The organism is Ornithinicoccus sp. (genome assembly GCF_057176825.1).
On record NZ_CM169976.1, the window covers coordinates 1,783,678 to 1,807,109 of the forward strand.

Consider the following 23,432-nt stretch of genomic DNA (forward strand, 5'->3'; position numbering starts at 1 on the left):
TCACCAGTCGGTCGGTTTGACCGGCTGGTGCACCCAGACGTCGAAGAAGTGGGTGAGGTCCTGCCCGGACACCTCTGCGGCCAGTGCCTCGAAGTCGGCGGTGGTGGCCGTGCCCCCGCCATAGGTGGCCACCCACTGCTGCGCCAGCTCGAAGAACGCGTCGTCGCCGATCTCACCGCGGAGGGCGTGCAGCGTGGCCGCGCCCCGGTCGTAGATCGCGCCACAGAACAGGCACAGCGGGCCGGGGTCGGCGACGACGACGGACCAGAAGGCATTGTCGGCCGGGATCGCCATCACCTCCTCGAAGGACTCCTGGGCGGTGGCGTCCCCGTCGTGCTCGTCCCACATCCACGTGCCGTAGCTGGCCCACCCCTCGTTGAGCCAGATGTCGGCCCACCGGCCCGGGCTGACGTGATTGCCCATCCACTGGTGCGCCAGCTCGTGGGCGACGGTGCCCTCCCGGGCGGTGACGCTGAAGAAGGACCGGGTCTGCGTCTCCAGGGCGTAGCCGACGGAGTCGTCGTCCACGATCGCTCCGTAGGAGACGAACGGGTAGGGACCGAACCGCTCGGTGAAGAACTCGAGCATCTCCGGGGTGCGCTCCAGGGAGGCCGAGTTCTCCGGGGGCAGGGCCGGGTCGATCGCGTCGATGATCGGTATGCCGTAGGGCCCGGTGTAGCTGGTCAACTCGAAGTCCCCGACGGTCGCCGTGGCCAGGTAGGCGGCCATGGGGTCCGGGGCGTCCCACCGCCAGGTGGTCCAGCCCTCCTCGGTCCCTGACCCGTCGGGCAACCCGTTCGCCACGGCGACCAGCCCCTCGGGGACGGTGATCTCGAAGGCGTAGCTGGCCTTGTCGGTCGGGTGGTCGTTGACCGGGAACCAGGTGGCGGAGCCGTCCGGCTCGCTGACAACCATGGCGCCGTCCCTCGTGGTCACCCAGCCGTACAGCGCGCCCTCGATGTCCCGGGGTCGGGTGGTGGTCCCGCCGTAGGACACCTCCAGCTCGACCTCTTCACCGGCCCGGAGCATCGGTCTGCCCCAGATCTGCAGCTCGTTCTCCACCTGCTCGAACCGTGTCCGGACGCCGTCCACCCGCACCTGGGTGACGGTGGGGCCGCGCAGGTCCAGGTTGAACCGGCGCAGGTCCTCGGTGGTCGTCAGCCGGATCGTGGCCACGCCCTCGAGGTGGCCCTCCAACGGCGCCGGGTCGGCCTCGGGCGGGGTGTAGGTCAGGTCCAGGTCGTAGTGCACGACGTCGACGCCGCCGTTGCCCGCCAGCGGGAAGTAGGGGTCACCCGCCCCGTCTTCGCCGATGCCGGGGCGGGCCTGCGGTGCCGGGCCCGCTGTCGGGTCCGCCGCCGCGGTGCCGGCGACCGGGGTGAGCACCGCGAGGACGAGTGCGCCTGCGGCGGCGGTGCGGCGCCGCGCCGGACGGTGGGTGTGTGCGGAAGAGGCCATCTCAGCAAACTAGCCCGGTGTCCCGTCGTCTGCACGGGGAGGAGAGGGCTCCGCACGGGGAGGAGAGGGGTCCGCAGGGGGCAGCGAGAACCGGAGGCGGGGGAGGACCCGCCCCGGGATCGAGCCGCTCGGGGACTCGCCGACCCGGATGGCGCCGAACCGGGTGTAGAAGGACGCCGCCCCGGGGTCGGCGTCCAACTCCAGTGCCGTGAACCCCGCGACCGCGGCGTCGTGCAGGACCCTGGCCAGCAGGACACCTCCTAGCCCGGACCCGATGTGCGGTCGGTCGACGAACAGGGCATCCAGCTCCCCGACCGGAGGAGCACCCGAGACCCGATAGAAGCCGGCGGGCGTCCCCTCCGCGGTGTCCACGACCCCGACCAGGTCGTGATCGAGTTGGTCCTCGGTGTAGGTGAGCTCCGCGCGGCAGGCGTCCAGAAAGGCTGCGTCGTAGCCCCAGTGGCCCTTGGAGCGCAGCGCCAGGGCGGACAGCGCCGCGGCCTCCCCGCGACGGGGTGGGCGGATGGTCACGTGGGGGTCGATGGGCACCGGTCCATCCTCTCCCGTCCCGCGGCGATGACAACCCGTGCTCCCGTCGATGACAACCGGTGTGCGACTGCCGTGCCGATTTGTCAGGATGGGCACATGCCCGAGCACGCCAGCCCTCCTCGGCGTGCCCGCCGAGCCGGCCGCCGGACACCCCGGCGCGCCGGGGACGCCACGCCTGGCGCGGAGCGCATCGCCGCGCGGCGCGCGCTGGTCCCGACCCGGATCAACTACCCCGCCGACCTGCCGGTGGTCGAGCGTCGGGACGACATCGCCGCAGCGATCCGGGACCACCAGGTCGTCATCGTGGCGGGGGAGACCGGCTCGGGCAAGACCACCCAGCTGCCCAAGATCTGTCTGGAGCTGGGACGCGGGGTCGAGGGCACCATCGGGCACACCCAGCCGCGCCGGATCGCCGCCCGGTCGGTGGCCGAGCGGATCGCCGAGGAGCTGGGGGTGGAGACCGGCGGGGCGGTCGGCTACCAGGTGCGGTTCACCGACCGGTCGACCAGGGACACTCTCGTCAAGGTGATGACCGACGGCATCCTGCTGGCCGAGCTGCAGCGGGACCGGGACCTGCGCCGCTATGACACGCTGATCATCGACGAGGCGCACGAGCGCAGCCTCAACATCGACTTCATCCTCGGGTACCTCCGGCAGTTGCTGCCGCGGCGCCCCGACCTCAAGGTGATCATCACCTCGGCCACCATCGACGTCGACCGGTTCGCCGAGCACTTCGCCGACGAGGACGGCACGCCCGCCCCCGTCGTCGAGGTCTCCGGGCGCACCTACCCGGTCGAGGTGCGCTACCGCCCGCTGGTCCGCCCCGGACCTCCCACCAAGGACGGCACCGCGACGACTGTCGACGTGGACCAGGTCACCGGCCTGTGCGAGGCCGTGGAGGAGCTGTGGACCGAGTCCCCGGACGACGGCGGCCCGCAGGACATCCTGGTCTTCTGCTCCGGAGAGCGGGAGATCCGGGACGCAGCCGACGCCCTGACCGGTCTGCACCTTCCCGCGACCGAGGTCCTCCCGCTCTACGGCCGGCTCTCCGCCGCCGAGCAGCACCGGGTGTTCTCCCGGCACGTCGGCCGGCGGATCGTGGTCGCGACGAACGTCGCCGAGACCTCGCTCACCGTGCCGGGGATCCGGTATGTCGTGGACACCGGCACCGCGCGCATCTCGCGGTACAGCCAGCGGCTGAAGGTGCAGCGGCTGCCGATCGAGCCGATCAGCCAGGCCAGCGCCAACCAGCGGTCGGGTCGCTGCGGCCGGCTCGCCGACGGCATTGCGATCCGGCTCTACTCGGAGGAGGACTTCGCCTCACGCCCGGAGTTCACCGACCCCGAGATCCTGCGCACCAACCTGGCCAGCGTCATCCTCCAGATGACCAGCCTGGGCCTGGGCGAGATCGCGGCCTTCCCGTTCGTGGAGCCGCCGGACTCCCGGCAGGTCGCCGACGGGGTGCGCCTGCTCACCGAGCTCCAGGCGATCAACCCCGACGCCCCGGTCCACCTCCCGCGCAAGCGGCTCACGGCATACGGACGGGCGATCGCCCAGCTCCCGGTGGACCCGCGGCTGGCCCGGATGCTGATCGAGGCCGAACGCAACGGGGCCCTGCGTGAGGTGCTCGTCATCGTCGCGGCACTGTCGATCCAGGACCCGCGGGAGCGTCCCAGCGACAAGCAGGCGCAGGCCGACCAGTCCCACGCGCGCTTCCGGGAGGGTGCCGACGAGTCGGACTTCCTGACCATCCTGAACCTCTGGCGCTACCTGAAGCGGCAGCAGAAGGACCTGTCCGGCAGCGCGTTCCGCCGGATGTGCAAGCGGGAGTACCTGCACTACCTGCGGGTCCGGGAGTGGCAGGACCTGCACACCCAGCTGCGGCAGGCCTGCAAGCAGGTCGGGCTGGGGCTGAACGACAACGACGCCGGGCCCGACGAGATCCACCAGTCGCTCCTCGCCGGCTTGCTCTCCCTGGTCGGGCTGTACGACCGGGACAAGCGCGAGTACCTCGGGGCGCGGGGCGCCAAGTTCCACATCCAGCCCGGCTCGGCGCTGTTCAAGAAGAACCCCGACTGGGTGATGACCGCCGAGCTGGTCGAGACCACGCGCCTGTGGGCCCGGGTCAACGCGCGGACCGACCCGGCCTGGGTGGAGCGGGCCGCCGGGCACCTGGTCAAGCGCAGCTACTCCGAACCGCGCTGGTCGCGCAGCCGCGGCAGCGCCATCGCGGACGAGCGGGTCACCCTGTATGGCGTGCCGTTGGCTGCCGGACGGGCCGTCCCCCTGGGCAGGGTGGACCCGGAGACGGCCCGCGACCTGTTCATCCGGCACGGCCTGGTCGAGGGGGACTGGGACACCCGGCACGACTTCTTCCACGCCAACCGGAAGCTGGTCCGGCAGCTGGGCGAGCTGGAGGCGCGCGCCCGGCGCCGCGACATCCTGGTCGACGACGAGACGCTGGTCGCGTTCTACGACGACCGGCTCCCCGCCGAGGTCGTCTCCGGCGCCCACTTCGACACCTGGTGGAAGGCCGCCCGACGACAGGACGGCGAGCTGCTCACCTTCACCGAGGACCTGCTCGTCAGCGACGACGCCGGCACCGTCAGCGACGCCGACTACCCGGGCACCTGGCGGCAGGGCGACCTGGAGCTGGAGCTGACCTATCAGTTCTCGCCGGGCTCCGAGGCCGACGGCGTGACCGTGCACATCCCGATCGAGGTGCTCAACCGGCTCACCCCGGACGGGTTCGACTGGCTGGTCCCGGGGCTGCAGGAGGACCTGGTGGCGGCGCTGGTGAAGGCCCTGCCGAAGGCCACCCGCCGGCACTTCGTCCCCGCTCCGGACCACGCACGCCGGGCGCTGCGGGCGATGGGCCGCGATCCCGGCGCCGGTCCCGTCGACGAGGCGCTCGCCGACGCGCTGTCGGCCAGCGGGCCGGTGCGGGTCGATCCGGCGGAGTTCGAGTGGGAGCGCGTGCCGGACCACCTGCGGGTCACCTTCCGGGTGGAGCGGCGCCCCGGGGTGTCCGGTCGCAAGGGTGGGCGGTCCCGCGGCCGGGTGGAGGTGCTCGGTGAGGGCAAGGACCTGGCAGCCCTGCAGCAGCAGTTGGCTCCGCAGGTCCGCACGACGATGGCGCGGGCCGCGGCGTCCGTGGAGAAGCAGGGTCTGACCTCGTGGGACTTCGGCGTGCTGCCGGAGACGTTCGAGCAGCAGGTCGGCGGCCGGACGGTGCAGGGCTACCCGGCGCTGGTCGACACCGGCTCCGCCGTCGACATCCGCGTCCTGGGGACGGCCTCCGAGCGGGACCGCGCGACCAGGCTCGGCATCCGGCGGCTGTTGCTCCTCAACACGACGGCACCGTGGAAGCGACTGCTGGCCTTGCTGACCAACCAGCAGAAGCTCGCGCTGGGCAACAACCCGCACGGATCGGTCCCCGCCCTGCTGGAGGACGGGCTGGCCTGTGCGGTCGACTCGGTCGTCGCCGAGATGCCCGGCGCCACCGTGCGCCGCCCCGAGGACTTCGACCGGGCCCTGGCACTGGTCCGCCAGCAGGCGGTGCCGCGCGTCCTGCAGGTTGTGGAGCACCTCGTCCCCGTGCTGGACACCGCCCGGGAGATCGGGATCGCGCTGACCCGGTTAACCAGCCCGGCGGCGGCCGAGCTGGCCACGGACCTCAGGCGCCAGCTGGATCAGCTGATCCGTCCCGGGTTCGTGGCGGACACCGGGTTCGCCCGGATCCCGCATCTGCGCCGCTACCTGGCGGGCATGGCCGAGCGGCTCGAGAAGGGGCCGCAGGACGTGCGGCGCGACGCCGACCGGATGGCGACCGTGCACCAGGTGGAGCAGGAACACGCGGACTTCCTGGCCCAGCTCCCGCCACACCGGCGCACCGATCCGGACGTGGTCGACATCGGGTGGCAGCTGCAGGAGCTGCGGGTCAGCCTGTTTGCCCAGCGCCTCGGGACGCCGCAGCCGGTCTCGGCCAAACGCATCTATGCGGCGATGGACCGGGCCGAGGACGCCACGGGCTGAGCGGCCCCCGAGACTGGAGGCAGACCGCGATAGGTAACCTCTGGGTCTCATGAGAGCACACACACGGATGCGACGGGCGGTGACCTCGACCGTGACCGGGGCCGGCCTCGTCCTCGCGCTGGGGGCCTGCAGCGGTGGTGACGGGACGGGCACCGAGGACGAGTCGGGTGCCGAGGACGGCACGAGCCAGACTGACGACGCCGACCCCTCCGACGATGCGGTGATGACCGACGACAGCGATGCCGCCACCGTGACGGAGGGGGCGGCGGGGCCGGCCTCCGACGAGGTCGCGGCCGCGCGGGAGGGGCTGGCCGCCTGGCTGACCGAGCACCGGCCGGAGACTCCGCAGACCAGCACGAACCTGGAGGACTGCCCGGCGATCGACCTGGAGCGTCTCGAGGAGGCCCTGGGCAGCGCCGGCTTCCCCGACACCACGCTGGGCAGCTGGGGCACCGAGATCGAGTGGAGTGAGTACCAGGCGCTGCACCCGGAGCTGATGGGTCTGACCTGCGGGGGTGACTCCGATGGCGACGCCAACGACTCCGACTACGGCACGGCTGCCGGGGTGTTCGCCGTCGACGTGCAGGGCACGTCGGACTTCGAGGCCTTCCTCGCCGCGACCGGCCTCAGCGACAGCGAGAGCGTCGACCCGCCGGAGGAGCTGGGCGGTGAGGTGCGGACCCAGTGCTTCGAGGACGAGCCGGAGTTCTGTGTGGCGCTGTGGCACGAGGACGGGCTGATCCTGGGCACGAGCCTGATCGCCGAGGGTGCCGACGAGGACGCCGTCGAGAGCCTGCTCGGGGAGGTCCTCCCGGACATGCTGGAGGGTCTCGCCGAGGCCTGACCGACCCCGCGGCTGCGCCGCAATCGGGCGCGGTCCACGGGCCACCCGCTAGCGCACGGGCTCCTCGAGTGGTGACTCCAGATCGACCACGACCACACTGACGTTGTCGTTGCCGCCCGCCTCCAGGGCTGCGGCCACCAGGGCGTCACACGCGGCTTGGGGGACCCCGTCGGTCAACACGGCCGCGATCTCAGGGTCCCGCAGTTCGGCCGTGAGCCCGTCGGTGCACAGCAGCAGCCGCCCGGTCGCCGGGAGGGTCACCGTGTCGACGGCCGGTGCCTCGGGGTCGCCGCCAAGCCGGCGGGTGAGCCGCGACTGCCCCCAGTGGTCGTGCGCCTGCTCCTCGGTCAACTGGCCGGCGGCCAGCAACTCGGCGGCGAGGTTGTGATCGTGGGTGAGTTGGTGCACCACCCCGTCGGCCAGGTGATAGGCCCGGCTGTCGCCGACCCAGGCCACCTCGACCTCACCCCCGTGACCTGCCGCCCGGGCGAGCACGACGGTGCAGCCCATGTCCGGCATACCGGTCTCCGTCCCGCGCGCCACGACGCGGTCGTGGGCGGCCGCCACCGCCTCGGGAAGAGCGTGCGCCCACCCGCCCTCGGTGTCTCGTGAGCCGCCCACGTCGAGCAGGGCCGTGGCCGCGACCTCCGCGGCGATCTCGCCGCCGTCGTGACCGCCCATCCCGTCCACGACGACCCACAGCCCGTCGCCGACGCGGACCACGTCCTCGTTGCCCTCGCGGACCAGGCCCCGGTGCGTCGCGCTGCCGACTCTCATGGGCCCAGTCTGACCTGTCCCGGGCCGGTCCGTGCCCACGCTGGGGGCCGCGTCGGGAATCCCTGGGGCCGATCGTTCGTTGACCACCGCGAGAGAACCCGGCCCTAGGGAGGGACCCGTGTCCGCTGCTACTGCAACCAAGGCGCTGCGCTGGGGAGCGTTGGCGTCCGTGGCGCGCGCCATCAAGTCGGCCAGCGCCCCCGGCGCGCCCGGCCTCTGGGACCGGCTGTCCGCGCTGCCGCGCATGGTCCGGGCGATCCGCCGCGGGGACTACACCGGGGCGGACCTGAGGCGCGTCCTGCTGATGATGGGCGCCGTGGGGTATGTCGTCTCGCCCGTCGACCTGATGCCCGAGGCGGTGCTCCTGCTGGGCGGACTGGCCGACGACGCCGTCGTGATCGGCTGGCTCGCGGTCACCCTGATCCGCACCACCGATGACTTCCTCGACTGGGAGCGCACGCGGGACGCCGTGCCGGGAGAAGTCATCGGCTGACCGCCGAACTCACTGGGCGGCCGCGGCCGCCTCGTCGTCTCCTGCCTCGTCAGCTCCGCCGTCCGACGCCACGGCCTTGAGCTGCTCCTCGCTGGGGGCACTGCGACCCAACTCGACCGGCAGGTCGCTGGCGTCCTGCCCCAGCACGTGCTCGGCCAGGAACTCGCCGACCACCTCGTACCAGACCTTGGCGTGCTGCGGTGACAGGATCCAGTGGTTCTCGTGGGGGAAGTACAGGAACCGGTGCGGTGACCGTCCCGCGTCGTCGGCGGGCAGCCCGGACGCGCTCAGCAACTCGTACCACAACCGCAGACCCTCACCGATCGGCACCCGGTAGTCCTTGTCGCCGTGGATGACCAGGACCGGCGTCACGATCTTGTCGACCGACAGGTGCGGGGAGTTCGCCTCACCCATCTCCCGGGTCATCTCCCGCTGCCAGAAGAAGGCTGCGTCCGTGGTCGGGCCGAACTGGTCCAGCGCCCACAGCGAGGCGTGCGTGACGATGGCCTTGAACCGGTCGGTGTGGCCGGCGACCCAGTTGGCCATGTAGCCGCCGAACGAGCCACCCATCGCGGCCGTTCGCGTCTCGTCGATGTCGCCGCGCGCGACCGTGGCGTCGGTGATCGCCATGAGGTCCTCGTACGGCGGACCGCCCCAGGTGCCCCACCCGCGCTGGATGAAGTCCTGTCCGTAGCCGGTGGACAACGCGGGATCCGGCAGCAGCACGGCATACCCCTGGGCCACCATCAGCCACGGATTCCACCGCCAGGTCCACGCGTTCCAGGACCCCAACGGGCCACCGTGGATCCACAGCAGCAGCGGTGCGGGGGAGTCGCCGGGCTCCGGCAGCGCCAACCAGGCACGCACCCGGGTGCCGTCCTCCGTCGTCGTCTCGACCTCCTCCAACCGACCCGGGAGCTCCGGGCGGGCCACCGGGCCGGGCAGCGGCGTGACGTCGCCGGAGGCGAGGTCGATGCGCACCACCTCGGAGGGGAAGGCGTAGCTGCTGCGCAACGCATAGCCGGTCGCCCCGTCGGGGGAGAGCAGGAACTCGCTGTATGCCGCATCGTCCGTGGTCACGGGCTCCACCCGGTCGGTGGTCGGGTCGATCCGGAACACCTGACGGCGACCGTCGTCGTCGGCGAGGGCGTAGATCGCGGAACCGTCCGGGGCCCACTCCACGGGCTGCGCCCAGCGGTCCCAGTCCGGCACCAGGGCGGTGCGTTCGCCGGTGGCCAGGTCCAACACCATCAGGTAGGGCCGCGGAGCGGTCGTCGGGGTGCTCTTGGCCTCCTGGACGATGACGGCACGTCCTGCATCGGGGGAGACCGGACCGGGGTAGAACTCCTGACCCTCCTCGTCCAGCAGCACTTGGCGTTCCCCCGTGGCCAGGTCGATCCGCTCCAGGGCGGTCCGGCGCTCGCCGCGGGCCTCCGGGCGGTTCACCGCGACCAGCGCGAAGCGACCGTCCGGGCTGAGCTGGGTGGCGCCGGCCTCGAGCAGACTCCCCACCCCCTCGCTGACGTGCCGCAGCCGCAGCGGGGCGGTGTGGTCCAGGGTCGTCGGCACCGTCGGCGCGGCCGTCTCGTCCGGTTCGGCGACGAACAGCTGCGGGGCTGCCGGTCCCAGGTCGGAGTCCCAGAACCGGACGGGGTAGCCGTCGTGCAGGATCGCGTCGACCCCGCCGTCCTTGCGGGCCTTGTGGATCGCGGCGTGGGCGTCCTCGCTCTCGGCGCCCGGGAACCGGGCGGCCGTCACCAGGACGGTCTCGGCGTCCTTGGCGCAGGTCACCCCCGAGACGCCCCCGGGCCGCGACAGCACCACGCGGGCCTCCCCGCCGACCGCGGGGATCTCCCAGAGCGCGGCTTCCGGCTGGTCGTCGTCGGCGTCGGGGTTGGGACGCGAGGAGGTGAAGTAGAGGTCGCCGGAGCTGGAGAAGGCGGCCCCCGCCTCGCCCTTGCTGCTCCGGGTGATCCGGTGGGCAGGTGCTGCACCCTGCGGGTCCAGCCCCCAGAGCGCCGTGGCATACCCGGTGCCCTTGCGCGTGATCGTGGCCACGGTGGTCACCAGACGCGACCCGTCAGGGCTCAGGGCCAGCCCGGACAACCGCGGGTGGGCGACGTACTGCGTCAGGTCGTGGAAGACGGTGCTCATGCCTTCCAGTATCACGGTTGAACACGAAATTATCTCGGCGGGATGCGGATGCGAGCCGCCGTCCCGGTAAGTCGGGTCCCGGAATCATCCCGGGCCTTCTACCGTTAGAACCTCTCGCAAGAGTGTGTCGCACCGCAGACGAGGAGCGAGGATCGTGACAGAGCCCAGCGTGCTGTTCCGCCTGGAGGACGAGGCCGCGCGGCAGCCCATGCATGCGCCGCAGCTCATTGTGTCCCTCGACGGATTCATGGACGCGGGTCTGGTCAGCGAGCAGATGGCCGACCACCTCCTGGACAGCCTCGAGCACCAGGTCGTGGCCACGTTCGACGTGGACCAGCTGGTGGACTACCGGGGCCGACGCCCCGTGATGACGTTCGACCGGGATGCCTGGACCGACTACGAGGCCCCGAGCCTGGTGCTCTACCGGATGCAGGACCACGCCGGGCAGGACTTTCTGCTGCTGCACGGCACGGAGCCGGACTACCGCTGGGAGGGGTTCGTCCAGGCCGTGCACCAGTTGTGCCTGGCCTTCGGCGTGCGCCGGATGGCGACCGCGCACGGGGTGCCGATGGCGGTGCCGCACACCCGGCCGGTCGGGATGACCCGATTCGGCAGCGACAGCGTCTCGGTCAGCGAGCAGGAGGCCATCTTCGGGCGGGTCCAGGTGCCTGCCAGCGCCGAGGCGTTGCTGCACCTGCGGCTGGGCGAGGCTGGGCTGGAGACGTTCGGTGTCGCCGTCCACGTCCCGCACTACCTCGCCCAGGCCCGGTTCGGGGACGCTGCCGTCGCCGCCGTGGACTCCCTCCTGGTGCACACCGGGCTCCAGGTGCCGACCGCCGAGCTCGTCGAGGCCGCCGGCCTGAACCGCGCCGACATCACCAAGGAGGTCGCCGGGTCGCCGGAGGTCGCCGAGGTGGTGGAATCGCTGGAGCAGCGCTACGACCGGTTCCTGGAGGGTCAGCGCCGGCGCAGCCTGCTGGCGGCGGAGGTGGCCGACCTGCCCAGCGCCGAGGAGATCGGTGCGGAGTTCGAGGAGTTCCTGCGGGAGACCACGACCCCCGACGACCACGCCGCAGGTGACGAGCACGCTGCGGGTCCGGAGGACGACCCGGGGCAGGGCCAGACCCCGTCCTGAGGTCTAGCCACCCCTGAGTCTCAGCGGGACTCCGACCCGTGCTGGTCGGGGTTGTCCTGGCCATTGCCCGCGGTGTCCTCGCCTGAGGAGCTCCCCGCGGATGTGTCGCCCTCCGCCGGCTCGCCGAACGGGGACTGGTAGGGCTGCGGCTGGCCCTGGTCGCCCTGCTGCGGGTCACCGGCGGGCGGGGCGTCGTCGTGGGGCTGCTGGCCATAGTCCTGCTGCTGGCCATAGTCCGGCTGCTCGTAGCCCTGTTGCTGGCCGTAGCCGCCCTGCTGGCCGTAGTCCGGCTGCTGGTAGCCCTGTTGCTGGTAGCCCTGTTGCTGGTAGGGCTGTTGGTCGTAGCTCCCCTGTTGGTAGGGCTGCTGGTCGTACCCGCCCTGCTGCTGGCCGTAGCTGCCCTGCTGGCCGTAGTCCGGCTGCTGGTAGCCCTGTTGCTGGTAGGGCTGTTGGTCGTAGCCGCCCTGCTGGCCGTAGTCCGGCTGCTGGTAGCCCTGTTGCTGGTAGGGCTGCTGGTCGTAGCCGCCCTGCTGTTGGTAGGGCTGCTGGTCGTACCCGCCGGGTTGCTGGTAGCTCTGCTGGTCGTAGCCGCCCTGCTGGTATCCGGCAGGCGCTGGGTAGCCACCCTGCTGCTGGTAGCCGCCCTGCTGGTCGTACGACTGCTGGCCCTGCGCGTGGTACTGGTAGGGCTCCTCCTGCTCCTTCGCGCCCTTGCGGCGGGTCAGCAGTGCCACCAACCCCAGGATCAGGGCCAGGGCGAGGAGGGCCCCGCCGATGATCAGGCCCATCGTCCCCATGACGCCCGGGGCGACGGTCCGGGTGGCGCGGGGTCCGGCATACACCGACTCGTCCGCCCCCTGGCAGCTGAGGGCGTACTCGCCGGCCTCGGTCTCGGACGGCGTGCGTGCCACCTCGAAGAAGTCGCTGCCCCCGACGTCCACCGCGAACTCGCTGACAGGTCGCTCCAACACGACCTCGGTCCCGCCCTGCGTGGCGACACACACCGCTGATTCGCGGACGGAGTCGGAGCGGGCGTACACGGACATGCCGTTCTCTCCGATCCGCAGGGTGTCGCCGGCATTGAAGCCGACCATGTTCGGCTTGGCCACTGTCAGGGTGCCGTACAGCCCCAGGCCGACCATGACCAGGCCGGCCAGCCCGAGGAGCGCGGCGAGGATCGACAGGGCCTTGGACGGGCCGGAGCCACGAGATTCGGTGTTCCCCATGCGGGAAACCTAGCGCACCCGCACGCCGTCGGACACTGCCCCCGGCGAATCGGGCACTCCGGCCCAGACGGTGGCAGGATGTGCCCGGACGCCCCACCCGGTGGCTGACGAGCGAAGGGGTTGCGCATGGGACTTTTCGGCAAGAAGGACGACACCGACGAGGCGGTCGAGCCTGCTCCGGACCAGGGCGGGATCTCCGCGCGCACCGCCAACGCCATCGTGCAGAAGCTCATGGACTATGGCTTCGACGGGCTGGGCCCGTTGGACTCCGTCGAGGAGGTCGTCGCCCAGTACACCAAGAAGTACCCGGACCCCGAGACCGCGATCACCAAGGTCGTGCGGTCGCACTACCGGCTGGTGGCCTCCGGGGGATTCGTCACCGGGTTTGGCGGGTTGTTCACGCTGCCCGTCGCGATCCCCGCCAACATCATCGAGTTCTACGTGCTCGCCACCCGGATGGTCGGCAGCATCGCCCAGATCCGCGGATACGACGTCCGGCGCCCCGAGGTGCGGACCGCGGTGTTGCTGACCCTCGTCGGGGCCGACTCCACCGAGTTGCTGAACAAGGCGGGAGTCCCCACCAGCGGGCGCCTGGCCCAGATCGCCGCGAAGCAGCTGCCGGAGGCCGCCATGATGGTGATCAACAAGGGCGTCGGCTTCCGGGTCGCCACCCGTTTCGGCACCCAGACGCTGAGCCGCTTCACCCGGGGACTGCCCGTGGCCGGTGGACTGATCGGCGCCGGGCTCGACACGTTCCTGCTCGACAAGATCGCCGACAACGCCCGGATCGAGTTCCCTGCCAAGCGGGTCCTGAGCGCCGTGCCCGCTGCTGACTGAGGGTTATCCACAGATTCCGCCGGAGGCCGTTTCGGAGCCCCCCGCTGCGCCACGCTGGGGGGATGAAGACACCCGAAACGCAGATCAGGGTGCGGGGGATCGCGGAGTTGATCGCCGTCCTCCCGCACCAGTGGGGTTACCAGCCTCGGCAGAGCCTGGTCGTGGTGCTCCTCGGAGTTCCGAAGAGCGAGGGCGGCCCGGCCGCCGGATCGATCCTGATGTCCATGAGAGTGGACATCCCGCCACCGGAAGCGACCGAGGAGGTGGTGCGGGGGATCCGGGAGGTCTGTGCCCGGGAGGCACCCTTCGGGGTCCAGCTGATCGCCTTCACCGACACCCGTGAGGACGCCGCGGGGCTCCACGCCCTCCAGCAGCTCGCCCTGGCCATTGCCGAGGACGGCATCGGGGTGGACGTGGTCGCGCAGGCGACCGGCGGGATGTGGTGTCGCCGCAACCCGCTCGGTCACCCCCAGGCGCCACCGAGCTGGGCCAGGGTTCCTCAGGCGGCGGACGTCCCGGCGGCTGCCGAACTGGTGCTGCGTGGTGCGTGCCCGATGGAGGACCGGGAGGCGCTCGAGCGCGCTTTGGACGCCGATCACCCCCTGACCCACCAGGCCGTGCTCAACGAACTGTGCGTGCCGGTCGGTGCGGGCGGCGACTCCGGGGTCTTCGACGTCCTCGACATGGACGAGGATGAGCCCTACCGGGTCTGGGGTGACATCCTGCGCACCAGCGGGCAGGTGGTGCCCGTGGCAGACCTTTCCGCGACAGACCTCGCCGTCGCCGCATTGACGGTCCGGGATCTGATCCTGCGCGACGCGGTCCTCGCCAGGGTGGCACCGCAGCAGTTCTCGGACCTGGCCTCCTGTGCCAAGGACCCGGTGACGGCCGCCTGTTGCTACGAGACCGAGGCCGCGCTCGCCGCGGCAATCGGCCCCGATCCGCTCGACCCCGACCGGTTGACCGACCGGCTGGTGGGACTGTGTGCCCGCACCCCACGCTCCTTCGCCGCGCCGGCGCTGACCCTGCTGGGCGTCCATGCGTGGGCCCGGGGGAAAGGAACCCTGGCGAACCTTGCGATCGAGCGGGCCCTGGAGGTCGAGCCGGACTACCGGATGGCACTCCTCCTTGACCAGGTCCTCGTTGCCGTGGTGCGGCCCAGGGATTTCGCCGGGAGGTCAGGCGCGCCGACGGTCAAGGGTCGCCCGACCGACCCGACCCACGGAGCCGGCCAGGACCCGGACGCCGCCTGAGCGTCGTCCCCTGGGCCACTCAGGTCGGATCGGTGCAGGACACGCACCCACCAGGGTGGCCGGACCCATCGCTGAGGTGACATGCTCCGGTGTACTCTCACGAACACTCTTGAGGATGAGGAGCACGTATGTCGATCATCGTGGGTTATGTGCCGACCAAGGAAGGGCGGGCCGCGTTGCGTCGTGCCGCCCAGGAGGCGCAGCTGCGACGGACGAAGTTGATCGTGGTCAACTCCCACCGGGGCGGCCGCGATTTCGACGCATCCGAGGCGCAGCGATTCGAGGAGGAGCTCGCAAAGGTCCAGCGGTCGCTGGACGCCGATGGCGTCGAGCACGAGGTGCGTGCCCTGGTCCGGGGCAACGAGCCGAGCGAGGACCTCATCGCGGTGGCGGAAGAGTCCGACGGTGACTTCATCGTCATCGGGCTGCGCCGGCGGACCCCGGTGGGCAAGCTGATCCTGGGTTCGAACGCCCAGCGGATCCTGCTCGACGCCTCCTGCCCCGTGCTGGCGGTCAAGGCGGGCGAGGACGACTGACCCGGTCGGTCGGGAGGGTTCGTGCGGGCCCCTGGCGCCCCCGTTGACCAGCCAGGGAACATGTTGGGCGGCGGCGTGGTTTTATAATGTACGTAAGCCGCTGATCGCAACCACCGCGATCGCTGACACAACGCGAACCCCCCGACCGTCATGGTGCTCCCGTGCGCCCACGTGGTCGACCCCGGGTGCTGCGCAGGACCGGCGCAGCAGAAAGTAGTTGATGCCACCCGTGACCTCCAAGACCGCCGCCAAGAACGCCGAGCCGACCGAGCTCCCCGCCGAGTTCGGCACGCCAGAGCTGACCACCCTGTTCCAGGAGGGCAAGAAGCGCGGACACCTGAGCATGACCGAGGTGAAGGTCGCCCTGGAGTCGGCGGACCTGAGCGCGCGGGGCAGCAAGAAGGTCCTCAAGACGCTGCACGACAACGCGATCGAGATCCGGGAGGACGACAGCTCCCAGCTGCCGGGCGGTCGCCGTCGCGCGGCGAAGAAGGCAGCACCGAAGAAGGCCGCCCCCGCGAAGGCCGCCCCCGCGAAGGCGGCCCCCGCGAAGGCCGCGGCAAAGTCGACTGCCGCCACGAAGGCGTCTGTGGACGAGGCTGCCGCGCTCGCCGCGGAGGAGGAGGCCAAGCCCGCTCGTCGGCGGAGCACGGCGAAGGCACCGGCCAAGTCGGCCGACACCACGACCAGCAAGACCGCCACCAAGACTGCCGGGACCACGGCGAAGAAGAGCGCGGGCCGGGCGAAGTCGGCTGAGGCCGAGCCGGCCGCCGGGAGCGACGCCACAGCCGCCGCGACCACCGACGAGGCGGAGGCCGCTCCCGCCAAGCGCGCCGCACGGAAGTCGTCGGCCAAGGCCGCGACGACCCGGTCCGCCGCCAAGGCTGCAGCGGGCAAGACCACTGCCGCCAAGACCAGCACCCGCAAGACCGCAGCCAAGGCGACCAAGGCCGACGCCGCCGCCGACGCCACCGAGGTGGACGAGGACCAGGAGGAGGACGCCGAGGAGAGCGAGGTGGCGGAGGAGTCCGCTGCCGTCCCTGGCAACGCCAACAAGAAGGCGGAGGCCGAGGAGGAGAGCTTCGTCCTCAGCTCGGCGGACGAGGACGACGCCCCCGCGCAGCAGGTCGTGACCGCCGGGGCCACGGCCGACCCGGTCAAGGACTACCTGAAGCAGATCGGCAAGGTGGCCCTGCTCAACGCCGAGCAGGAGGTCGAGCTGGCCAAGCGGATCGAGGCCGGCCTGTTCGCCGAGGAGCGGCTGAACTCCGGGGACAAGATCGAGGCCAAGCTCAAGCGCGAGCTGTGGTGGATCGCCCAGGACGGCAAGAACGCCAAGAACCACCTGCTCGAGGCCAACCTGCGGCTCGTGGTTTCCCTGGCCAAGCGCTACACCGGCCGCGGCATGCTGTTCCTGGACCTGATCCAGGAGGGCAACCTGGGCCTGATCCGCGCCGTCGAGAAGTTCGACTACACCAAGGGCTACAAGTTCTCCACGTACGCCACCTGGTGGATCCGGCAGGCGATCACCCGCGCCATGGCCGACCAGGCCCGCACCATCCGGATCCCGGTGCACATGGTGGAGGTCATCAACAAGCTCGCCCGGGTGCAGCGGCAGATGCTGCAGGACCTGGGCCGCGAGCCGACCCCGGAGGAGTTGGCGGCCGAGCTGGACATGACCCCGGAGAAGGTCGTCGAGGTCCAGAAGTACGGCCGGGAGCCGATCTCGCTGCACACCCCGCTGGGGGAGGACGGCGACTCCGAGTTCGGCGACCTCATCGAGGACTCCGAGGCGGTCGTCCCGGCGGATGCGGTCTCCTTCACGCTGCTCCAGGAGCAGCTCCACTCTGTGCTGGACACCCTGTCCGAGCGTGAGGCCGGGGTGGTCTCGATGCGCTTCGGCCTCTCCGACGGCCAGCCGAAGACCCTCGACGAGATCGGCAAGGTCTACGGGGTCACGCGGGAGCGGATCCGACAGATCGAGTCCAAGACCATGAGCAAGCTGCGGCACCCGTCCCGCTCCCAGGTTCTGCGCGACTACCTGGACTGAGCCCGTGCCAGACCCCTCCGAGGTCGCACTGCACCGGGCCACGGAGCAGGACTGGGCCTCGCACCGCGACCTGCGGCTCCAGATGCTCCAGGACGCCCCCGACGCCTTCTGGTCCACCTACCAGGAGGTGGCGGGTCGGACCGAGCAGCAGTGGCGCAACTCCCTGAGCGGGGCGGCCCGCGTCCTGCAGGCACGTGCCGGGGACGGCACACCGCTGGGAACCCTCGGCATCCTTCCCGAGGGGTATGCCGAGGACATGCCCCTGGCGGAGGGGACGGTGAACCTCATCGCGATGTATGTCGTGCCGGCGGCCCGTGGTCGGGGGGTCGGGGACCTGCTGATGTCAGGTGCCCGCGACGTGACCCTGGGGCTCGGCTGCCGTCGCATCCTGCTCGAGGTCACCAGCAACAACGCCGCCGCGATCCGGCTCTACGAACGGACCGGCTTCCGGTTCACGGGGGAGGCGACTCCGCACCCGCGGCGACCGGACCTGGTGGAGCGCGAGATGGCCTGGGACCTCAGCGGCGCCTGAACCAGCCGGTGACCTGCTCCCGCAACGCCCGGAGCCCGCTGCGCGGCAGCACCCGGGTGTGCACCCGGACGTTCCAGGGCAGCCGGTCCTGCACGGCATCGACGATGGCACGGACGTCACGGGCCATCACCGTCAACGACGTGTCGTCCCGCGCCGACTCCGGCGCGTAGCGGGTCCGCTCGAGGGTGGAGGTCACCCGTCCCAGGGCCTCGTTGCTGCGACGGTCCAGGCCGGTGGCGGCCAGGTAGTGCCGGTGCATCTCCCGCGGGCTGCGGGGCGCCGGCTGGTCGACCCCCAGGTCCTCCAGGGAACGGGTGAGCAGCAGCCACTGCCCCTCGACCCGCTCCGCATCGCTCGCCGCCGACCGCAGGCCAGCCGCGCGGTAGCGCCGACCCGCCCACGGGACCACCATCATCAACACGGCCAGACCGGCCAGGGCGAGCAGCGCCCGGCCCACGGTGGGTGCCAGGTCCCGGAGCGTGCCCCACCATCCGGTGTCCTGCCCTGCACCCGACGGGACGTCGGGCTGGGTGGGCTCCACCGTCGGAGTCGGATCGACACCTGCGGTGGGGTCGTCCTGGGGGGCCTCCTGCGGGACCTGGGTGTACCCGGGTGCGAGGGTGCCCCGGGCGCCCGGGGTCGGTTCGAATCGGGTCCACCCCATCCCGTCGATGTAGAGCTCCGGCCAGGTGTGGGCGTCCGAGGCGAGCACCTCCAGGGTCCCGTCGGTCTGGCGGGACCCGGGGAGGAATCCCACGGCCATCCGGGCGGGGATCCCCTCGTGGCGCGCCATCATGACCATCGCCGTCGCGAACTGGACGCAGTAGCCGCGTCGCGTCTCCAGGAAGTGACTGATCGGGTCATCGGAGTCGCCGCCCGGAGCCAGTTCGAGGGAGTACAGGTAGACGCCGCTGCGGAAGTGGCTCTGGATGCGCGAGGCCACCTCGAGCTCGTTGTCCGCGTCGCCGACCACCTCGTCGGCCAGGGCTGCGATCGCCCCCTCGGACTCCTCGTCGACCCGCAGGTAGTCCTCGAACTCTGACTCCTGCCCGGACGGGGGAGTGGCCGACTCCTCGCCGACGTCCTCGGGGACGTTGCCCCGCGGGGCCACCTCCTGGTACCTGACCTGGTAGTTGTCGGGCGGGGAGTCCACGCGCAGGGCCCCCGTCCGACCGTTCAACTCCCACGGAACCCCGAGGTCGGCGGACACCACGGGGGTGGGCACCGCGAGGAACGGCGCCCGCAGGGCGTTCTGGAGGACGGTGACCTCCGCGGTGCCGGACGGCACGTCCGGGTCCAGCCCACCGCCCTCCTCGGCCGACTCGTAGCGGCCACTGCCCTGGTCGACCGGGGTGTCGGAGTAGTCCGGGGGCAGCCACTCGCCGTCCTCGAAGACCGAGGCGGCGGTGACCCGCAGCGGTGTCAGGAACTGGGAGTTGGTGCGGTAGCGCAGCACGGGCGCCTGGGACCGGTCGGCGAGGTCCTGGCGCAGGTCCATCGTCTCGGTGAACGACACGGATCCGGTGTCACCGCCGACGCTGCGCCCGTCCGGGTTACGGCCCAGACCGTCGGCGAAGTAGGTGGGTGGGAGGTGGGGGAGCAGGGAGGCGGCCAGCAGGGCCCCGATCACGGTGCAGGCGCCGAGCGCCCTGGCGACGGTGCGGTAGCCCGTCGGGCCGAACGAGACGTCGTGGGACCCGACGGCCTCCCGTCGATCCGCCGAGGACCACCCGCCGACGATGCGTCCGCCCTGTTGGGCGATCATCACCAGCCAGGCGACGGCCACGGCGACGAAGAAGTGGGGCGCCATCGCCTGCCCGGTGTTGGACACCGACACGAGGAAGCCCGCGGCCAGCGGGATGCCGGCGGCGGCGGGCGAGCGGCCGGTCACGCCGATGGAATCGACCGACAGCGCCGTCAAGGCCAGGACGAGGACGACCAGGAACTCCACGCCCTCCGTCGCGGGTGCCGGCGCGGCATACGTGCGCAGCACCTGGCCGGCCTCCTGCAACAGCGTGGCCGCGCCGACGAAGGTCTCGGTGGTGGGGAGTCCGTAGAACAGGGTGTCCGGGAGGTAGCGGTAGAGCACCGCCCACAACGTGGCGCCGGCCTGGATCAGGACGGTGGTGGTCGGTCCGGCCCCGAGCGCCCGGAGCAGCGCTCCCGAGACGGCCACGAGCAGCACCATCAGCAGCGCGCCCTCCAGCCAGACGTTCTCGCGCAGGAGGGAGGTCAACGGCCACGCCACCGAGAGCGAGGCGACCGACGCGACGGCAGCCTCCTGCCACATGCTGCGGTCGAGGTAGGTGTTCACCGGACCCCCTCGACCCGGCGGGCCCCCTGGAGGGTCTCCCAGGCGCCGGCGACCGAGTCGCCCGGGCCCACCAGGGCGGTTTGCCACCCGGTCTCGGAGAGGACAGCCTCCAGGGCCACCGCTCCAGTGCCGTGACCCGCGGCGGGCGAGGTCCCCTTGTCGAAGGCCCCGCGGTCCAGCACGAAGCCCATCGCAGCGCTGCCCGGTTCGCGGATCGCCGCGAGGTTGCGCAGTTCCTGCTCGTCGTGCGCCACCACTGCGGCGACGACCATCACACCCCCGGAGGTGAAGGAGTGCGCTGCCGCGATCAGGGGGTCGAGGCGGGGGCCCGCGGCCGGCTGGGTCCGGGCCAGCACCGTGAGCATCCGGTCCAGGTCGAGCGGGTGGGCGGCGCTGCCGTCGTCCAGGGTCGCCTCGGTGATCAGGTGCACGACGAAGCCGTCGGTCACCAGGTGGCGGGCCACCGAGGCGAGCGCGCTGACCGCCCACTCGTAGGACGGACGGTGCGCCGAGCCCGCGTGGGCGTCGCCGCGGGAGTCCAGCAGCAGCACGGCGCGCCGGCGGGTCGGCCGGTCCTCCTGGCGGACCATGAGCTCACCCCGGTGCGCGGTCGCCGGCCAGTGCACCCGCCGCAGCTCGTCGCCGTCGCGGTAGGTGCGGATGCTGACGTCGTCCTCACCGTGCAGCGCCACCATCTGGGGCAACTCGCCCTCCGTGCCGCGGCCCTGCCCCCGAGGACCCCGGGTGCCCAGGTCGTACACCCGGGGCAGCACCAGGACCTCGTCGGTGCGGGGCAGCTGCATGGCCAGATAGGTCAGGCCGAACGGGTCGCGCAACCGGAGTGTGACCGGGCCCAGCTGGTAGCCACCGCGGTGCCGGCTGCGGACCGAGTAGCGCAGGGCACGCTCCTCACCCCGGTCCATCCGGGGCAGCAGGAACCGGGGCCGGTCGCCGAGGGCATAGTCGAACTGCTCCTCGGCCAGGTACATCGGGGTGCGCCCGGACCCGACGTTCTGGAACAGCACCCGCACCTCGCCGCGCTCGTCGGGCAGCAGCCGCGGCGGATTCAGGGTCCGGACGACCCGGATCGACGGGGGCCGGCGTCGCAGCCAGACCGCCGCCAGCAGCGGCAGGATGAGCAGCAGCACGCCGATGCGCGTGACATCCCGGTAGCCCAGCACGACACCCGCGAGGGCGGTCAGGACACCGAGCATCAGGAAGGTCTGCCCCCTGCTGGTCAGCACACCTGGGCCTCGCATCGTGATCTCCGGAACCGGTGGTGAGGCCGGTCAGGCGCGGCCCGAGGGCACCGGCGTGCGCCGGACGACGTCCGCGATCACGTCGTGGGTGCTCTGCCGTGCCAGTTGGGACTCCCCGGTCAGGATCACCCGGTGCGCGAGCAGGTCCCCGGCCAGCTCCTGGAGGTCGTCAGGCAGGACATGGTCGCGACCGGCGAGAGCGGCGTGCGCCCGAGCGGCCCGCAGGAGCTGCAGGCCGGCCCGCGGGGAGGCTCCCAGCCGCAGGCCGGGGTGGCGGCGGGTTGCGGTCACCAGGTCGACGACGTAGCGGCGCAGCGCGTCCGAGGTGTGCAGCCGGCGGATCGCCTCGATCTGCTGCTGCACCGTGGTGCCGTCGGTGACCGGCTGGAGGTCGGACAACGGGTCGTGCTCGCTGTGGGAGGCGAGCATGGCCATCTCGCTCGTCGCCTCGGGGTAGCCCATCGAGATGCGTGCCATGAACCGGTCCCGCTGCGCCTCCGGCAGCGGGTAGGTCCCCTCCATCTCGATTGGGTTCTGCGTGGCCATCACCATGAACGGCCCCGGCAGGCCGTAGGTGGTCCCGTCCACCGTGACCTGGCGCTCCTCCATGCTCTCCAGGAGGGCGGACTGGGTCTTGGGCGAGGCCCGGTTGATCTCGTCCCCGACGACGATGTTGGCGAAGACCGCCCCGCGCCGGAACTCGAACTGCCTGCTGTCCTGGTTGAACACGCTGACCCCGGTGATGTCGCTGGGCAGCAGGTCGGGGGTGAACTGCACTCGGCTGACCTTGCAGTCGATGGCGCGGGCGAGCGCCTTGGCGAGCATCGTCTTGCCCACGCCCGGCACGTCCTCCACGAGCAGGTGCCCCTCGGCGAGGAGCACGGTGACGGCCGTCCGGACCGCTTGGTCCTTGCCCTCGATGACAGTCGCGACCGCCCGGTGGATGGCCGCGGCGGTGCCCCGGACGCTGTCGAGGTCGGCCTTAGGGACAGTGTCGGCGTTGACGGACATGGTGCGATCTTGCCTCATCGACCCCTGACCGGCCGCACCGGACGGGACCATCGCGCCTGCGTCATGCCGTTCCACGGGATCCTCCACTCTGCTCCACCCTGCCCCCTCGCCGGGCTGCACCGATCCTGTCACGAAACGTGCCTCCGCAGCAGTCGACGTGGCGACGCCTGGGCTGGGTGTGCTGCCACGGCAATCTTCCCCCACCCTGCACCACCCCCTCCCACCTGCAGCGATAGGGCGGAAACGTGGCAAAATCGTGCTCGTGGGGGTGCATGGTGGTGCAAAGTGGAGTAATGTGGGGCGCATCGGAGAGTGATGGAGTCCACGGCGACGCGGACCGGCGGTCAGGAAGGGGCGAGCACTCGTGTTCCTCGGCACGCACACCCCGCGCCTGGACGACAAGGGGAGGATGTTCCTGCCGGCCAAGTTCCGCGAGAAGCTCGCCGGAGGGGTCGTCATTACCCGTGGCCAGGAACGCTGCTTGTACGTCTACCCGATGGCCGAGTTCGAGCGGATCGCCACCGCCATGCAGAGCACCCCGACGACCAGCCGCGCGGTGCGTGACTACCAGCGCGTGTTCCTCTCCGGCGCCTCCGACGAGGTGCCCGACAAGCAGGGCAGGGTGACGATTCCCGCCACCCTGCGTGGCTACGCCGGCCTGAGCCACGAGTGCACCGTGATCGGTGCCGGAGCCCGGGTCGAGATCTGGGACACCGCGAGCTGGACCGCTTACCTGGAGGAGACCGAGCCGGCCTACGCCGAGCAGTCCGAGGAGGTGGTGCCCGGAGTCATCTGACCCGCCCGGAGCGAACGCTCCTGGGGCCAGGTCTCCAGCCGCTCACCGTTCCGACGCCCCTTCCCCGGCGCCGGAGCACGACCGGGACCACGCCGACACCTCTTCCCCGGTGCCGGACGACCCGACCGAGCGGATGGGGACCTGACAGCAGGAGCCGGACATCCGGCATACCA

The 23,432-nt window shown here is 71.5% G+C and carries 18 protein-coding genes; 10 read left to right on the forward strand and 8 right to left on the reverse strand.

Going from position 1 to position 23,432, the window contains the following annotated elements:
• Both AC1QRC_RS08980 and AC1QRC_RS08985 read right to left on the reverse strand, forming a co-directional pair.
• Positions 1–1,458, reverse strand: a complete 1,458-nt coding sequence (locus tag AC1QRC_RS08980) for a M1 family metallopeptidase (protein WP_484206423.1) — start codon at positions 1,456–1,458, stop codon at positions 1–3.
• A gap of 9 nt (positions 1,459–1,467) precedes the next feature.
• Positions 1,468–2,007, reverse strand: coding sequence for a GNAT family N-acetyltransferase (locus AC1QRC_RS08985; RefSeq protein ID WP_484206424.1), 540 nt, complete (start codon positions 2,005–2,007; stop codon positions 1,468–1,470).
• A gap of 96 nt (positions 2,008–2,103) precedes the next feature.
• Between AC1QRC_RS08985 and hrpA the strand changes: the two genes are divergently transcribed.
• Positions 2,104–6,042, forward strand: a complete 3,939-nt coding sequence (hrpA, locus tag AC1QRC_RS08990) for an ATP-dependent RNA helicase HrpA (protein WP_484206425.1) — start codon at positions 2,104–2,106, stop codon at positions 6,040–6,042.
• Between the two features lie 49 nt (positions 6,043–6,091).
• Entirely contained in the window at positions 6,092–6,886 is a 795-nt protein-coding gene (locus AC1QRC_RS08995) for a hypothetical protein (protein WP_484206426.1), read from the forward strand.
• 48 nt (positions 6,887–6,934) lie between these two features.
• Here AC1QRC_RS08995 and AC1QRC_RS09000 read toward each other — a convergent pair whose 3' ends face one another.
• The gene (locus AC1QRC_RS09000; RefSeq protein ID WP_484206427.1) at positions 6,935–7,663 is read right to left on the reverse strand and encodes a PP2C family protein-serine/threonine phosphatase; all 729 of its coding nucleotides are present in this window, start codon (positions 7,661–7,663) and stop codon (positions 6,935–6,937) included.
• 118 nt (positions 7,664–7,781) lie between these two features.
• Between AC1QRC_RS09000 and AC1QRC_RS09005 the strand changes: the two genes are divergently transcribed.
• Positions 7,782–8,156, forward strand: a complete 375-nt coding sequence (locus AC1QRC_RS09005) for a YkvA family protein (protein WP_484206428.1) — start codon at positions 7,782–7,784, stop codon at positions 8,154–8,156.
• Between the two features lie 9 nt (positions 8,157–8,165).
• Here the strand turns inward: AC1QRC_RS09005 and AC1QRC_RS09010 are convergent, their stop codons facing one another.
• Positions 8,166–10,310: a prolyl oligopeptidase family serine peptidase gene (locus AC1QRC_RS09010; RefSeq protein WP_484206429.1), complete on the reverse strand. Its 2,145-nt coding sequence runs from the start codon at positions 10,308–10,310 to the stop codon at positions 8,166–8,168.
• Between the two features lie 154 nt (positions 10,311–10,464).
• Here AC1QRC_RS09010 and AC1QRC_RS09015 point away from each other — a divergent pair, with 154 nt between their 5' ends.
• Complete coding sequence (locus AC1QRC_RS09015) at positions 10,465–11,445, forward strand: PAC2 family protein (protein ID WP_484206430.1); 981 nt, start codon at positions 10,465–10,467, stop codon at positions 11,443–11,445.
• Positions 11,446–11,465: 20 nt separating this feature from the next.
• On the opposite strand, the gene AC1QRC_RS09020 is transcribed toward AC1QRC_RS09015, so the two are convergent.
• Complete coding sequence (locus AC1QRC_RS09020; protein WP_484206431.1) at positions 11,466–12,671, reverse strand: hypothetical protein; 1,206 nt, start codon at positions 12,669–12,671, stop codon at positions 11,466–11,468.
• Positions 12,672–12,797: 126 nt separating this feature from the next.
• On the opposite strand from AC1QRC_RS09020, the gene AC1QRC_RS09025 reads away from it, so the two are divergent.
• From AC1QRC_RS09025 to AC1QRC_RS09045, 5 genes are all read left to right on the forward strand, one after another.
• Entirely contained in the window at positions 12,798–13,508 is a 711-nt protein-coding gene (locus tag AC1QRC_RS09025) for an EcsC family protein (RefSeq protein ID WP_484206432.1), read from the forward strand.
• Between the two features lie 62 nt (positions 13,509–13,570).
• Positions 13,571–14,761 (forward strand): DUF4192 domain-containing protein, encoded by a 1,191-nt coding sequence (locus AC1QRC_RS09030; RefSeq protein WP_484206433.1) that lies wholly within the window; start codon positions 13,571–13,573, stop codon positions 14,759–14,761.
• 128 nt (positions 14,762–14,889) lie between these two features.
• Positions 14,890–15,297 (forward strand): universal stress protein, encoded by a 408-nt coding sequence (locus AC1QRC_RS09035; protein WP_484206434.1) that lies wholly within the window; start codon positions 14,890–14,892, stop codon positions 15,295–15,297.
• Between the two features lie 220 nt (positions 15,298–15,517).
• Positions 15,518–17,347: an RNA polymerase sigma factor gene (locus tag AC1QRC_RS09040; protein ID WP_484206435.1), complete on the forward strand. Its 1,830-nt coding sequence runs from the start codon at positions 15,518–15,520 to the stop codon at positions 17,345–17,347.
• A 4-nt stretch (positions 17,348–17,351) separates the two neighbouring features.
• Positions 17,352–17,879: a GNAT family N-acetyltransferase gene (locus AC1QRC_RS09045; protein WP_484206436.1), complete on the forward strand. Its 528-nt coding sequence runs from the start codon at positions 17,352–17,354 to the stop codon at positions 17,877–17,879.
• Here the strand turns inward: AC1QRC_RS09045 and AC1QRC_RS09050 are convergent.
• Genes AC1QRC_RS09050 through AC1QRC_RS09060 form a run of 3 tightly spaced genes read right to left on the reverse strand, consistent with a single transcriptional unit; the run spans position 17,866 to position 22,463 of the window.
• A complete protein-coding gene (locus AC1QRC_RS09050; protein ID WP_484206437.1) occupies positions 17,866–20,193 on the reverse strand; it encodes a transglutaminase TgpA family protein in 2,328 nt (775 codons plus the stop codon). The two genes, AC1QRC_RS09045 and AC1QRC_RS09050, sit on opposite strands and share 14 nt — an antisense overlap.
• Positions 20,190–21,437, reverse strand: a complete 1,248-nt coding sequence (locus AC1QRC_RS09055) for a DUF58 domain-containing protein (protein ID WP_484206438.1) — start codon at positions 21,435–21,437, stop codon at positions 20,190–20,192. The genes AC1QRC_RS09050 and AC1QRC_RS09055 overlap by 4 nt, the downstream gene beginning before the upstream one ends.
• A 45-nt stretch (positions 21,438–21,482) precedes the next feature.
• Entirely contained in the window at positions 21,483–22,463 is a 981-nt protein-coding gene (locus tag AC1QRC_RS09060) for an AAA family ATPase (RefSeq protein ID WP_484206439.1), read from the reverse strand.
• 364 nt (positions 22,464–22,827) lie between these two features.
• On the opposite strand from AC1QRC_RS09060, the gene mraZ reads away from it, so the two are divergent.
• A complete protein-coding gene (gene mraZ / locus AC1QRC_RS09065; protein ID WP_484206440.1) occupies positions 22,828–23,259 on the forward strand; it encodes a division/cell wall cluster transcriptional repressor MraZ in 432 nt (143 codons plus the stop codon).
• Positions 23,260–23,432 lie beyond the last annotated feature (173 nt).